Here is a 14,091-nt window from a genome sequence, read left to right as displayed (position 1 = left end):
ATGCTGGTCACTTTGTCTATACGGAATTTGGCGGTCGTAGAGGCCGTCGATGTTCATTTTTATAAAGGGTTTCATGTGTTGAGCGGGGAAACAGGTGCTGGTAAATCCATTATTATCGATGCGCTTGGGCTAATTGCAGGCGGTAGGGGCTCTGCTGATTTAGTACGTTACGGTTGTGATAAAGCAGAGATGGAAGCCTTGTTTGAACTGCCAGTAAAACATCCCGTTTGGAATACACTTGAGGAACAAGGGATTAAGGCTAATGCGGAGGAGCATTTGCTAATTCGTCGTGAACTTACGGTTCAGGGAAAAAGCTCTTCTCGAATTAACGGCCAGATGGTTAATTTAACGATGCTGCGTGAGGTAGGTGAACAACTCGTCAATATACACGGGCAGCATGAGCATCAAAGCCTGCTACGTGCAGATCGCCATCTGGCGCTGCTGGATACGTTCGGTGATTCGGTGATCGGTCCGGTCAAAACGCTTTATCGGGAGCGTTACAATGCTTTTGTCAAAGCGGAAAAAGAAGTAAGAGAACTGCAAAGCTCCAGTCAAAAGGCTTATCAGCTTTTGGATATGTACCGATTTCAACTAGAAGAGATCGCTGCGGCGGAGTTGAAATTGGGAGAAGATGAATTATTGGCAGAAGAACGGGTCAAGCTATCCCATAGTGAGAAAATGATGGATGGGATATCAGGAGCATACGAACTCTTAAGCGGCAGAGGTGGACTGGATACGATCAATAACGTGTTGTCCAGATTGAACGATGTCCAAAACTATGACAGCAAAAGCCTTCAGCCCATTGCAGAGCAGATTCAGTCTGCTTTTTACCAGTTGGAGGACGCAGCATTCCAATTACGTTCTTATCGTGAGGATATTGAATTTAATCCAGGCAAGCTGCATGAAGTGGAACAACGTTTGAATCAAATTACCGGATTACAGCGAAAATATGGTGATAGTATAGAGCAGATTTTGGAATACTATAGCCGTATTGAGCAGGAAACCGATCTGCTGGAAAATAAAGATGAGCGGCTGGAGCAGCTCATTGCAAAACGGGACGAGTTGCTGTCCGATTTGCTTGAGATTTCGGAAGAGCTTACAGAAGCACGTGAAATTTGCGCTGAAGAGCTTGCAGAGCAAGTGGAGCAGGAGTTAAAAGACCTACAGATGGAAAGAACGTCACTCAAGGTGCGCATTGATCCAATTGAAGATCCACGCGGATATGAGTACAAAGGTCTGAAGGTAAGACCTACCAAGCAGGGCATTGATAATGCTGAATTTCTTATTTCCCCTAATCCAGGTGAGCCATTACGTCCACTTGGTAAGATCGCTTCAGGCGGTGAGCTATCACGTATCATGTTGGCGATGAAAAGTATTTTTGCGCGTCATGATCAAATTCCAGTACTCATTTTTGACGAGGTGGATACTGGGGTGAGTGGTCGTGCAGCTCAATCCATTGCCGAGAAGCTATATCGTTTATCTTCCGTTTGTCAGGTGTTCTCCATTACTCATTTGCCACAGGTGGCATGTATGGCAGATCATCAGTACCTTATTGAGAAAAATGTTCATGACGGACGGACCATGACTCAAATTGAGGGACTTACGGAGGACGGGCGTGTTAAAGAATTGGCACGGATGCTGGGCGGTGTGGAAATTACCGAAAAAACATTGCATCACGCACAGGAAATGCTGAATTTGGCGGAAGGAAAGAAAGCCTGAAAAGAGCGGCCGGCGTAATGTTTAACAGTTATAAAAGCCTGGGGGCAAGGTTACCTTATAGGTACGCAATTGGCGACCACCTTTACTCGTCAAGCGAAAGAAGCAAAGGGAGCGTGACAGCCATTGAATTTTTACTCCAGGATCAAATTGCTCGGTCTTTTGCTTGTTTTTCTTATGTGTTCTATCGGTAACGCTCAGCATGTGCAAGCAGCGCTGCCTCCACAAGCTTCTTTGGATTTGTTCGGTTCTAAAAGCGTGAGGACAACCCAAGAAAGTGTAATTCCCGATTTAAAAGTATACCCGGGAGGGCAGACGATTGGGGTTAAAGTAAAATCTTCAGGAGTGCTTGTCGTCGGTCACCATATCATTCAGGAAAGTAATGATCGTAAGGTATCACCTGGTGAAACAGCGGGGATTCGCCTAGGGGATCGGATTACACACATGAACGGCAAACCACTCAATAGCCTGGCAAGGGTTGCTGAAGTAGTAGACGAAGCAGGTAAGAATAAAAAGCCGCTCGACATTACGCTTTGTCGAGGTGAGCAGACCATTTCCACCAAGTTAACACCAGCATATGATCAGGATGATAAAGCATGGCGGCTTGGGTTGTATATTAGGGACTCGGCTGCAGGTGTAGGTACATTAACGTTTTACGCACCAGACCAAGGTGTATACGGGGCCTTGGGCCACGTAATTACCGATATGAATACCCAAACCCCTATTGTCGTGGGAAGCGGAGAGATTGTGCAGTCCAATGTGACATCAATTGCGAAAAGCCAAAGTGGGGAACCAGGAGAAAAACGCGCTCATTTTCTCAAAGATCATCGGGTATTAGGAAATATTGAACGAAATACGAATTTCGGAATCTTTGGGAAAATGTCAGATGAGCCGCAATATGGATTGTATTCGACTCCTATTCCGGTGGCTCTTGCGAATGAAGTAAAGGAAGGACCTGCAGAAATTTTGACTGTACTGGAAGGTCAACAAATTCAGCGGTTTCAGGCGGAAATTGTACACATTTCTCAGCAGGACAAACCGGCAACCAAAGGACTTGTGATTCGTATTGTAGATCCAAAGCTGTTGGATAAGACCGGGGGAATCGTGCAAGGAATGAGCGGTAGTCCGATCATCCAAAATGGTAAGCTTATCGGGGCTGTAACACATGTATTTGTGAATGATCCTAAATCAGGTTACGGTTGTTTTATCGAATGGATGCTGCGCGATGCAGGAATCATGCAGAATAACGTAAGCTTAAAATCATCTTCTAATCTTAAGGCGAGCTAGTGGCCTTAAGATTTTTTTGTCGAAAAGCAGGGGAATAGCTCATAATTGCAAGATAAAGAATCAATTATAATAGAAACTATAAAAAAAATAAATAAAAATAATTTTCGACAGAAGGAATTCATAATTCGATGTCGAAATCATATACTCCGACAAGAAATATTTATATACTGTAAACAGATATCACAATGGAATATCACTCAATGAGGAGGAAGTACATTGCAAAAAATTGAGGTATTGTTGGCTGATGACAACCGGGAATTTACGAATTTGCTTGCTGAATATATTTCCGATCAGGAGGATATGGAAGTTACAGGAATCGCCTATAACGGCGAAGAAGTGCTCCAACGCATCGCAGAATCCCGCAACATACCTGATGTACTTATTTTGGATATTATTATGCCTCATCTGGATGGTCTGGGTGTATTGGAGCGTTTGAGAGAAATGAACCTGACTCCACAGCCGAAAATCATTATGCTGACTGCATTCGGTCAAGAAAATATTACACAGAGGGCCGTACAGCTCGGGGCATCTTATTATATTTTGAAGCCGTTTGACATGGAAGTGCTGGCTAACCGTGTTCGCCAATTGGTGGGACCTCAGTTAGTTAACAGCAGTCCGGTGACCATTTCATCCATGCGGTCCAACGTTGTACCTATGGGTAAGACGAAAAACCTGGATGCCAGTATCACGGCCATCATACATGAAATTGGTGTACCAGCTCACATCAAGGGCTATCAATATTTACGTGAAGCCATTACGATGGTGTACAATAATATCGAAATTTTAGGAGCCATCACCAAAACATTATATCCGGCAATTGCCGAAAAGTTCAAAACGACGGCATCTCGCGTAGAACGCGCCATTCGTCATGCTATCGAGGTAGCATGGACCCGCGGAAATATCGACAGTATTTCACACCTGTTCGGTTACACCATTAATATCAGTAAGTCCAAACCAACCAATAGTGAGTTCATAGCGATGGTGGCAGATAAGCTGAGAATTGAGAACAAGGTGTCCTGAAAGGATCAGAATGATTGATAAAGCAAGGAATTCTTGGGTTTTGACATTTATGAATGATAATTGTAGGGACGGCTACGAATCTCCATAACAGTCGTCCCGATACCGATTAACTTCTGAATAGTAGACAACTGATACCGCCTTTTTATTGGTTCTTCCAAAGACCAGTAAAGGAGCGGTATTTTTTATAAACGATTTTGAAATTCCCCGTCACCATATCAAGTATCTACTTGAGACAGGACGAGTAAAAGCTTGTAATCCAATAAGTACTAAACAATTTTGGTCGGAAGTGGTGAACAAAACGAAATGAAATATTAAAAAAATAATATATAAATTCAAACATTGGATAAAAATTTCAAAAAAACATATTAGTACCTTTTTACTATTGTATATGGATTAGATAAATGCAATACTAGAATGGTAGCTGGCCAGCTTAAATACTTTGCCCATAGGAGGCTTGGTTGTTGTGAAAAAAAGAATCGCCGTAATTTTATTGTTTATGTTTGCAATGTTCTCCACATTTAGTTCTGTAAGTGCAGCCGACGGAACCGTTCCGCTGTATCGTTACTACAACAACGTTGACCATTTCTATACCACTAATTTTGATGAGCTTGGCAACGGTATGAGTGGATATAGACTTGAAGGCATACAAGGTTACATTTTCTCGCAACAGCAACCAGATACATCACCGTTATATAGATACTATAATGGTACAGATCACTTTTATACCATTAATTTTGATGAGCTTGGCAATGGCATGAATGGTTATAGCCTTGAAGGCATACAAGGTTACATTTTCCCGCAACAGCAACCAGACACATCACCGTTATATAGATACTATAACGGTACAGATCACTTCTATACCACTGATTTTAACGAGCTTGGTAATGGAGGATCCGGTTATTCTTTTGAAGGCATAGCAGGGTATATTCCGAATTGAGACGCTCACCTCAGGAATCGAAAGTTCATCGCAGTGGTGGCAGATAAACTACAGATTGAGAATAAGGTGAAGCATAACAATTCAGCCAATACCGCTGATTTATTGGGTCATCCGTGACCAATAGATCAGCGGTATTTTTTTATGGAAGATTTTGAATTTCAACTGTATAGTTTTATGCTTTACTGTTCGTCTAAGAATATTGCACGTAAAACTTTAGTAGTTACGAAACTGACCATAAAGTTGTTCGGTAAGCATTTACAAGATCAGTATCAGATTGAATACGTGAAGAAAGTTCAGTCTTGACACTTCCGGCAGTACATTAAATATTTGCAGGAACCTTGGAAGTATACAGTAGTCAATAGGTGGAGACTAGGAGAAGAAGCACCTAGAGAAATATTCAGACCTCAAGAAGAACATTTCCACAACCACAATTGCAAACTATATTCGGAATATAAAGGTGTTCTTCAATTATCTCTACGAAGAGGAACTTGAAATACCAAAAAATCCGGTTGAAGCATTGAGAACCCGAAAGTATAACGTAAGGTAAATAAGACTTTAACAACAGAACAAATCAAAAAGGTGTTGGGTCAATTTGATGCGGCTACTTTTCATGGGTATTCGAAACTATGCAATTACCTGTTTACTGCTTGGTAAGGGGATGAGAAAAGGTGAATGCCTGAGTCTACAGCCAGAATCCTTTGATTTCAAGCACAAAAGTATATTTGTGAAGAATGCTAAGAATAAGAAGGAGAAGTATGTTTATTTTTCCTTCAGATCAGTTAACAAGATAAAAAGCTGGATGCGTTATAAAGACCGCTACTCTGAAGCCTATTTCTGCATTGCCAACCTTATATTCTGTCTAATCAATCGTACCGCTGCCAATAGTCTGCCATGGGCTTTGCTTGTATTAGCTTTCGCCCTTTAAGTACTGTTGTACGGCTCCTTCATTAAAGATAATGGCATGGTGAGCGTCTCAGCTTTTATTCTAGTGGACGTACAATGGTGTTGGTGCGAAGAATATGCTTGATCGACAAGTTCTATTAGAAATATAATTGAAACAATCTTTCAAATGAGGTGAATCGGATGTCTTTCCGTATTGTTCGAAGTATTTAGTTTCCGGGTTGGAAAAAAACGCGTACCAGCCGTCAAGGGGGGAGTCTATCCTTTTGACTAAACAAACTAAAATTTTGAATATCGGTCTGCTAGCCCGTAGCTTTTATCCTTATTTGGAAGGTGAAAAGTAAATGAATTCAATAGAGTATAAAGAGTTTTATGATAAGATTGGAAAAATCAACGGATGGGATTTCAGTAACGTGAAATGTATCTCCAAAGGCGTAAAATGGGACTTCTACAATGAAGTAGCGAAGACATGCAAGAAGTCGGACATATTGCTTGACATCGGTACTGGCGGCGGGGAAGCCATTTTATCAATAGCAGATTCTGCATTACTTCTAGTTGGGATTGACCATTCCACCGGAATGATTGAAACAGCAACCAAGAATTCTGCTGAATCAGACATAGCAAATGTTCGTTTTCTCCAGATGGGTGCTGAAAATCTAAATTTTCCTGAGAACTTCTTTAATGTAATCTCTTCTCGACACTCATGTTTTTATGCAAAAGAAATAGAAAAGGTGTTAGTAAAGGGTGGTATGTTCCTGACACAGCAAGTAAGCGAAAACGACAAATTAAATATTAAAGAAGCGTTTGGAAGAGGACAGGCATGGGGTGCTAAGAAAGACTCGTTAAAAGCTAAATATATTACGGAATTAAGTGATGCGGGCTTTAACGACATACAGTCATTTGAATTCAATGCAACCGAATATTATCAGACTCCTGCAGACTTAATATTTCTCTTGAAATACACTCCAATAGTTCCTAACTTCGGAGAAAAAGAAATTGATTTTCAAATACTCCAACAATTTATTTTGGAAAACCAAACCGAAATAGGAATAAGGACAAATTCAGAACGATTTATGGTGATTGCTAGGAAGTAAAACATAAAGAGATACCCGTTTTGGGTATCTTTTTTTTAAACTTAGAAGTTTGATGCAATAAGTGAATAAAGATTTGCAGCATCTCTCTTGCTATATATGACGGTACAATTGTTGGGAATTATAAAACATAATACTCTACAAGAGGTATATAATATAAACCTGAATTAGTTCCGCTAACCATCACAAAGAAAAATTTTCCTTTTGTAGACAGTTCTGAAATTCTCTTTAATTTTGATATAAACTATGTGTCGTTTCTTGTCGATATAGTATCTAATATAAAGAGAACTGAGGAGCGAATATATGAAATTTAACATTCGAACAAAATTGATATTGGGTTTTCTTGCGGTAATAATATTATTGATTGTCATTAGTACAACATCTATCTCAAAAATGAAAAATTTAGGCGACACTTCGATGGAAATAGATAGCCATTGGATGCCAAGTGTGACTATCCTGGGAACACTAAATGGTGATATATCTGATGTAGAGCGGATCTCATTAAACATTATTGTAGAACGCGACGCGGAGGAAATGGAGAAGGTTCAGGCCGAATTTGATAAGGTTCTAAAAAAGGTTGAGGACGGCCGAAAAACATACGAAAAATTAATTGCTACCCCTAAAGAACGCGAAATGTATGAAGAATTCTCCAAAAATTATACGGAGTATTTGGCTAAGTTGCCAGAAGTGATTGAAGCGGGTAAAGCTAATGATTACACTCAATCAAGCATCCTTCATCAAGAGTCCTATAAGTTATGGTATAGTTCAAACGATATGATCAGTCAGCTCATTAAATTGAATGCAGATGGATCTAAACAAACTACGAAAGAAGCGGTTGACAACTTTATTTCAGGTAGACAACTGGTCATCGTTTTGAGCGTTGCAGCCGTTATATTAGCATTGATCATGGCAATCATCATAGCCCAAATTATTTCTAAACCTATCTTGCGAATCAGTCGTGCTGCTGAAAGTATCGCATCGGGTGATCTTACAAGTGAAGCTATCATTGTGAAGGGCAAGGACGAAATCAGTACGTTGGCACATTCTTTCAATGTCATGGTTGAGAACCTTCGTGAACTGATTCAATCTGTGAGTAAGACGACTGAGCTGGTAACCACTTCCTCAGAAGAATTGACGGCCAGCGCAGAGCAAAATAGCCAAGCTTCTGCACAAATAACCGAAACGGTGCAAGAAGTAGCTACTGGAACAGGAGACCAGGTGCATATGGTGACGAAATCGTCCCAAGCTATTGAGGAAATGTCTATCGGTGTTGAGCAAATCGCCATCCGTGCGCAAAATGTATTTGCATCTGCGCAAGATGCGGCCCATAAATCGGCTGAAGGTAACCAGATGATTCAACAGGCAGTTACGCAGATGAATGCCGTGAATGATTCTATGAATGGATTGGCAGATCTCATGGCTGGATTGGGAGAGCGCTCAGACGAAATTGGCAAGATCATTGATGTTATCACCAATATTTCTAGTCAGACCAACCTTCTTGCCTTGAATGCTGCGATTGAAGCGGCACGTGCAGGAGAACATGGTCGCGGATTTGCTGTAGTTGCAGGCGAAGTTCGCAAGTTGGCTGAACAATCGGCTCATTCTGCTCAACAAATTACGGAGCTTGTGGGATTGATTCAAAAGGATACTACCCATGCTATTGAGGCGGTAGCGTCCAACGGGAAGGATGTCATGACAGGTCGTGAAGTTGTACAAAATGCAGGCGCATCCTTTGAACTCATTCAGGAAACCGTAAATAAAGTGGCCAGTGAAATTGAAGAGGTCTCTGCTGGATCGGAACAAATGTCTGCAAGTACCGATGAGATTGTTGGCTTTGTTAAACAAATTTCAGCAATTGCTGAGGAGGCTGCAGCCGGGACACAGCACGTGTCTGCTGCGACTCAAGAACAACTGGCATCGATGGAGGAAATTGCTTCCTCTGCAAGAAACCTGTCCAAAATGGCAGAAGATCTGCAAGGACAAATTGGTAAATTCAAAGTATAATTCATATACTGCTTTTTATGTCTCAGAGGAATAGCTGCTCTATTGTGAGCGGCTTTTTTCTGTTTTTTATTAATACATTGCAATTAAAGAGTGGAGATAAGAAGAGCCTGTAATTGGAACGATATGATATAATGGTGGGAAATTCTTTGGGTTGGAGTGACATCATGGACAATAAGACTGAACTTAAAGCAAGTGACCTACGTCAGTTAGCGATAGATAAAATCATAGCCACACCATTTTTGAATGATTTTAAGTATCTGAAAAGCAGAAAAGTTTTGAAAAAAGACACCAAGGAATTTATATTTGAAATTTATTTTGGTGCGACTAAATATGGTGCATTAAAAGTTTATATTATCGTGGAATCCAAAAAAATAAAAAAGAAGTATAGTACGGGGGCTTGTTTTCAGAGTGAGTTGATTGCTCTGACTAAGAAATATACGGGAAACAGGGATTACCTTGTGTCCACAGAAGCAGAAAGAGAGCGCGTGATCCAAGAGATTATTGAAGATATCTACACTTTCGCGTTGCCTTTTTTCAAGCGATTTGAACATGTAGAAACACTAGCTGAACAAGTACATAAGTCAGGTTTTTTACCGCATCGCAAACGCTTTGATAAGTTTAATCCGTTGACGAAAAGATTCATTGATTTTTATTATCAAGGGGAGTAATGTAGCCATCTGAGGCATTTTTGTTCTTGTTCTCACCATTGAGCAGTAGATAAGCATTTTGATAAGAGAACGATTTCCCTAGAGTAGATATTATCGTTTTTCAAAAGGATGATGTACAATTTGTAAAACGGTCAATGTACTCCTCAGGAGAAGATGATTTACCTAACATGCTCAATTTCTTGCTAAGAGGCGAGTCGGATGTTGTAGTGGAGGGTACGGTTATGTGGGTAGGCATTGGATGAACAGCACAGAGGCTGTACACACGGGTATATTTTAATGAATAAAACTATAGGCTAAGTCATCGCATTGAACGGGCTAGTGGTATTAACCCAATTGATTCTAAAGCAAAGGCGGGGATGAGAGCATGTGGAATAGTCTGACTTGGGTGTTCTTCGGCGTGTTGTTGGTGGCATTGGGTTTGATTGTTAAAGCAAGGCGTAATCGCAGCAGCAACAAACAAGTGAATGAACAGCGGGGCAGTAATGTCGTTGAATTTCGTCCTCGTAAGTCTGCTCGACAATCCCGCACTGGAAATGAATCTAAGTCTAAAGGGTCTTCCGGTTCACGCGTGAATACAAAAGCAGCAGGTATTCAGGCCCAAACTGGATTTGGACTGTCTGACTCAATCCAGGGCACTGGCAAGCAAAAATGTTCCTTTTGTAAAAAAGAAGAGAAATTAACCTTCTATGCGGATGACAATGGATCGCTGTATGGGGTCTGCAAAGAGTGTAAACATAAGGCGGAAAGACAAGATATGTTGCCACTTTAGTCTATACAGACTGTTGAGGACCATCATTAAGAGAATTCTTAAACTAATAAAAACTCCCAACCCATGTAGTAATTGGTTAGGAGTTTTTTGCCTATGTTCTACATTGTTATCTAAGTTGCCTGTCAATTAATTCCTCAAGCGCATCTGCTATGTGATCTGGTCCATAGGATAGCTCTTCCCGGCTTAAGCTCAACCAGGCATGACGCTCATCCATATCAAAGGCACTCTCCAGCCAACCAGACAACCCTCTGCCCCTGCGGTCTACTTCTACAAGCACATGCACACCCTCGGGTTCCAACTGCATAACCAACTCTAGTTCCTCGATATCCCGTGCATATTCCGAGCCGGGCGTAAATTCAAACTCCTGCACGAATGGAACACTGCGTCCAAGCTTGGGGTGACGTTCGCATGAGGAGGAGCGGAATCGGAAACCCAACAGGTGAACCGCCTCAAACACTGTATTCATATAGGGATGTGGCTCAATTTTGAGTGAATCACGATCGGTCGGGTCCAAAGCCATGCCAATATCTAATGCTGTTTCCAGCCAGACGGGCTGTTTGGCGTGAGTAACAGGAGTTTCCAACGGCAATCTGAAGGAAAAAGGAATTTCAAGCTCTTGTCCTTGCTCTAGATGAAAGCCGTCAGATACCTTAATTCGTGCAATGCAGCAGGTGGTGGTAGTTTTTTTATCATCGTGCTCCACGATATATTCAGTCTTGAGCTCGATGTCAATTTTGCCGATTTCCTGATCAATTTTGCCGCCTTTGATGCGCATGACGCCACTAAGTTCTTCCCCAGGCACATATACGGCTTGATCCACCAGCGTATCGACTTTAGCTGAACCGATTCCTGCGCTTGCTAAGATTTTGTTAAAGAAACTCATTATTCCTTCCCCCCATATAATCTCATGGTCATGATATACAAACGAAGACTAAAAACTTGTACAGCTTAACCGGATATACGGGGGAATGATTCGAATCGTTCCAAAAAAATGCAAGAAAAAAGTCACTGATACTCACGTAGGCATATTGCAGTTTGTCGATCCATCTGTCTACTAATCGCAGTTCACTTTATGAGGAGGTATAAAGCAATTTCGACAACGAGGCTCATAAGCCTCAGAGTCGCCGATCATCACAATAGGTCCCACAGTGGAAGGTTTACCATTTACCATACGTTGCGTAAATACTGCTTCCGAGCTGCCACATACAGCGCAAAAGGAAGTCAGCTTCTCGATGTCATCCGCCATGGCGAGCAGACCACCGACATAGCCGAATTCCTTGCCTCGGTAATCCAGATTCAGCCCATCGGCAATGACATGCTTGCCGCAATAAGCTAGCTCTTGTACGAGCGACATAATATGACGACTGAAAAACTGGACTTCGTCAAAGGCAACCACGTCGGCATCTTGTGTTTCTTGCAAAATACGCTGAACGAGCTCATCTGTGAGTTTTCTGGGGATAGAGATAGCGGGCAGCCGATATCCGATCCGGCTTACTATTTCGTCCTCGGCATAACGATTATCTTCAGCGGGTTTGTAAGCGACCACTTTACGATGCCCGTATTGGATTAGTTTTTGACAGCGGCGAATCAATTCGCCGGATTTTTCACTGAACATGGGGCCTGTAATAATCGTAATTCGTCCTGTAGGCAAAGCGAATTCCCCTCTCTCTAACATGTACATAACACTGTTAATCTTCTTCTCCGAAAGAAAACGCCATTATAGATTACCATAACCAGCCGTATACAGACTAGAGAAAATATATTGATTTTCGACATGTTTTTGTATGTCCATTCCTAAAACGTAAATGTGGTCGTCATTGCTCTGCCGCCGCGGGCATGATATGGTGAAGCGTAGTGGAATGAAGGGAAGAGTGAAAGGCATGGACGAAAAAAATACGGATTATAGTGCCAAAAAAGGAGCATTACTGGAGCAAGGACTGATCAGCCCGCAAGCTCTAGAACTCATCACTGAGCTGGAGACAGAGCTGAACTTTCTGCGCAAGCAAAATGAATCATTTCGCAAGGCGCTGCGAGCCAAATCAGCACAAAGTCCAAGGATGTCTACCAAATTACGAGATGCGCTGTATGAATGATATGGAAAGAGATCTGGATTAAATGGTTAACTTTTTTGTAGCCTATGCCTAAACGCTATATTTTGTACAGTGAAATAAAGAGAGTACAATAAGCTATATATAATCAATTGTTAATGGAGGAGAAACATGACTATACATTGTGATGTCGCTATTTTGGGTGGAGGAACCGGGGGGTATGTAGCAGCTATTCGTGCCGCCCAGCTTGGCAAAGAAGTGGTTATCATCGAAAAGGACAAGCTTGGCGGAACCTGTCTGCACCGTGGTTGCATTCCGAGTAAGGCCTTGCTGCGCAGTGCGGAAGTATATGCGACAATTAAGGAAAGTGCACAATACGGTATTGAGACATCGGGAGCACAGCTTGTATTTCCCAAGGTTCAGGAGCGTAAGGAAGCCGTTGTGGAGCAGTTGCATCAGGGCGTTCAATTTTTGATGCGTAAAAATAAAATTACGGTGCTGAGCGGTAAGGGACGCGTGATTGGGCCGTCTATATTTTCTCCAAAAAGCGGGGCAGTTGCTGTGGAATTAGAAGATGGCGAGATGGAGACGATTGTTCCTGCACATCTCATTATTGCAACGGGATCACGCCCGCGTGTGCTGTCCGGGCTAGAGCCAGATGGCGAATTTATTCTGAGCAGTGACGAAGCGTTAACGATGGAGGAGCTACCCGCATCCCTGATTATCGTGGGCGGTGGTGTGATTGGCGTGGAGTGGGCTTCCATGCTAAATGATTTTGGCGTAGAGGTTACGGTGGTTGAAGCCGCGAATCGCCTCATCCCCACGGAAGACGAAGACGTTTCGCGTGAAATGCAGCGCTTGTTAACCAAGCGTGGTGTCAAGGTGCTGACGGGTTCACAAGTGCTGGCTAAAACATACGGCAAAGATGAGGAAGGCGTACAGATTGACGTGCAAAAAGGGGAAGAAACCGAAACCCTCAGCGCTTCCAAATTGCTCATTTCTGTAGGGCGTCAGGCCAATGTGGAAAATATCGGGCTGGAAAATACGGATATCCGCGTAGAGCATGGCTTTATCTCGGTTAATGAGCATTTGCAGACGAATGAGCCACATATTTACGCCATTGGAGATTGTATCGGCGGCTTACAACTGGCGCATGCGGCAAGCCATGAAGGTTTGCAGGCGGTTCATCATCTGGCGGGCGAAGAGTTTCACAGTGTACCTAACCATCTGATTCCGCGGTGTATTTATACACGGCCTGAAGCCGCGAGTGTCGGCTTAACGGAGCAAGAAGCCCGTGAGCGTGGACATCAGGTGAAGACAGGGAAATTTCCTTTTCAAGCTATCGGAAAATCGCTAGTATACGGCAGTCGGGACGGCTTCGTCAAAGTAGTGGCCGACGAGAAGACCCATGATATTCTCGGTGTACATATGATCGGTACGCATGTGACGGATCTGATCAGCGAGGCCGCTCTTGCGCAACTGCTGGATGCTACGCCGTGGGAAGTCGGACAGCTTATTCACCCGCATCCGACGTTGTCGGAGATTTTGGGAGAAGCGATGTTGGCCGTTGATGGACAGGCGATTGGCATATAGACCTTTCAAATAAATCGGTGCTTTTCTTTTTGGGCAGAAAAGGATTATAATGGGGTTA

13 protein-coding genes are annotated in these 14,091 nt (G+C 42.5%); 11 read left to right on the top strand and 2 right to left on the bottom strand.

Annotated elements, in window-relative coordinates:
• The 9 genes from recN to MLD56_RS15035 all read left to right on the top strand — a co-directional run bounded on the left by recN (position 1) and on the right by MLD56_RS15035 (position 10,392).
• Entirely contained in the window at positions 1 to 1,719 is a 1,719-nt protein-coding gene (recN, locus tag MLD56_RS15070) for a DNA repair protein RecN (protein WP_029517269.1), read from the top strand.
• Positions 1,720 to 1,842: 123 nt separating this feature from the next.
• Positions 1,843 to 3,003 carry a SpoIVB peptidase gene (gene spoIVB / locus MLD56_RS15065; protein ID WP_029517270.1) on the top strand — a complete coding sequence of 387 codons (1,161 nt, stop codon included), beginning with the start codon at positions 1,843 to 1,845 and terminating at the stop codon, positions 3,001 to 3,003.
• A 216-nt stretch (positions 3,004 to 3,219) separates the two neighbouring features.
• Positions 3,220 to 4,023, top strand: a complete 804-nt coding sequence (spo0A, locus tag MLD56_RS15060; RefSeq protein WP_029517271.1) for a sporulation transcription factor Spo0A — start codon at positions 3,220 to 3,222, stop codon at positions 4,021 to 4,023.
• 463 nt (positions 4,024 to 4,486) lie between these two features.
• Positions 4,487 to 4,960, top strand: a complete 474-nt coding sequence (locus tag MLD56_RS15055; protein ID WP_029517272.1) for a hypothetical protein — start codon at positions 4,487 to 4,489, stop codon at positions 4,958 to 4,960.
• Between the two features lie 595 nt (positions 4,961 to 5,555).
• The gene (locus MLD56_RS26130) at positions 5,556 to 5,885 is read left to right on the top strand and encodes a tyrosine-type recombinase/integrase (RefSeq protein WP_029517273.1); all 330 of its coding nucleotides are present in this window, start codon (positions 5,556 to 5,558) and stop codon (positions 5,883 to 5,885) included.
• Between the two features lie 319 nt (positions 5,886 to 6,204).
• The gene (locus tag MLD56_RS15050) at positions 6,205 to 6,954 is read left to right on the top strand and encodes a class I SAM-dependent methyltransferase (protein ID WP_029517274.1); all 750 of its coding nucleotides are present in this window, start codon (positions 6,205 to 6,207) and stop codon (positions 6,952 to 6,954) included.
• A 300-nt stretch (positions 6,955 to 7,254) separates the two neighbouring features.
• Positions 7,255 to 8,955 (top strand): methyl-accepting chemotaxis protein, encoded by a 1,701-nt coding sequence (locus MLD56_RS15045; RefSeq protein WP_029517275.1) that lies wholly within the window; start codon positions 7,255 to 7,257, stop codon positions 8,953 to 8,955.
• Positions 8,956 to 9,119: 164 nt separating this feature from the next.
• Complete coding sequence (locus MLD56_RS15040) at positions 9,120 to 9,623, top strand: hypothetical protein (protein ID WP_029517276.1); 504 nt, start codon at positions 9,120 to 9,122, stop codon at positions 9,621 to 9,623.
• A 364-nt stretch (positions 9,624 to 9,987) separates the two neighbouring features.
• Positions 9,988 to 10,392, top strand: coding sequence for a hypothetical protein (locus tag MLD56_RS15035; RefSeq protein WP_029517277.1), 405 nt, complete (start codon positions 9,988 to 9,990; stop codon positions 10,390 to 10,392).
• A 106-nt stretch (positions 10,393 to 10,498) separates the two neighbouring features.
• On the opposite strand, the gene MLD56_RS15030 is transcribed toward MLD56_RS15035, so the two are convergent.
• Together MLD56_RS15030 and MLD56_RS15025 are read right to left on the bottom strand one after the other, a co-directional pair.
• Positions 10,499 to 11,275, bottom strand: a complete 777-nt coding sequence (locus tag MLD56_RS15030) for a sporulation protein (protein ID WP_029517278.1) — start codon at positions 11,273 to 11,275, stop codon at positions 10,499 to 10,501.
• A 171-nt stretch (positions 11,276 to 11,446) separates the two neighbouring features.
• A complete protein-coding gene (locus MLD56_RS15025) occupies positions 11,447 to 12,043 on the bottom strand; it encodes a thymidine kinase (RefSeq protein WP_029517279.1) in 597 nt (198 codons plus the stop codon).
• 208 nt (positions 12,044 to 12,251) lie between these two features.
• Here MLD56_RS15025 and MLD56_RS15020 point away from each other — a divergent pair, with 208 nt between their 5' ends.
• A complete protein-coding gene (locus MLD56_RS15020; protein ID WP_013310799.1) occupies positions 12,252 to 12,485 on the top strand; it encodes a hypothetical protein in 234 nt (77 codons plus the stop codon).
• Positions 12,486 to 12,611: 126 nt separating this feature from the next.
• Positions 12,612 to 14,033, top strand: coding sequence for a dihydrolipoyl dehydrogenase (gene lpdA, locus MLD56_RS15015; protein WP_069012719.1), 1,422 nt, complete (start codon positions 12,612 to 12,614; stop codon positions 14,031 to 14,033).
• Positions 14,034 to 14,091: the final 58 nt, after the last annotated feature.

It is taken from the genome of Paenibacillus peoriae (assembly GCF_022531965.1).
In the GTDB taxonomy this organism is placed as follows: Bacteria; Bacillota; Bacilli; order Paenibacillales; family Paenibacillaceae; genus Paenibacillus; species Paenibacillus polymyxa_D.
Note: the sequence above shows the minus strand (reverse complement) of the source record. Positions and strands in the feature narration are given on the sequence as shown.

What these genes read in the sequence shown, in the direction of transcription:
- MLD56_RS15020 (WP_013310799.1), top strand. Translation starts at nt 12,252, where the DNA reads ATGAAGGGAAGAGTGAAAGGCATGGACGAAAAAAATACGGATTATAGT.
- MLD56_RS15050 (WP_029517274.1), top strand. Translation starts at nt 6,205, where the DNA reads ATGAATTCAATAGAGTATAAAGAGTTTTATGATAAGATTGGAAAAATC.
- MLD56_RS26130 (WP_029517273.1), top strand. Translation starts at nt 5,556, where the DNA reads ATGCGGCTACTTTTCATGGGTATTCGAAACTATGCAATTACCTGTTTA.
- lpdA (WP_069012719.1), top strand. Translation starts at nt 12,612, where the DNA reads ATGACTATACATTGTGATGTCGCTATTTTGGGTGGAGGAACCGGGGGG.
- MLD56_RS15040 (WP_029517276.1), top strand. Translation starts at nt 9,120, where the DNA reads ATGGACAATAAGACTGAACTTAAAGCAAGTGACCTACGTCAGTTAGCG.
- recN (WP_029517269.1), top strand. Translation starts at nt 1, where the DNA reads ATGCTGGTCACTTTGTCTATACGGAATTTGGCGGTCGTAGAGGCCGTC.
- MLD56_RS15045 (WP_029517275.1), top strand. Translation starts at nt 7,255, where the DNA reads ATGAAATTTAACATTCGAACAAAATTGATATTGGGTTTTCTTGCGGTA.
- MLD56_RS15035 (WP_029517277.1), top strand. Translation starts at nt 9,988, where the DNA reads ATGTGGAATAGTCTGACTTGGGTGTTCTTCGGCGTGTTGTTGGTGGCA.
- MLD56_RS15030 (WP_029517278.1), bottom strand. Translation starts at nt 11,275, where the DNA reads ATGAGTTTCTTTAACAAAATCTTAGCAAGCGCAGGAATCGGTTCAGCT.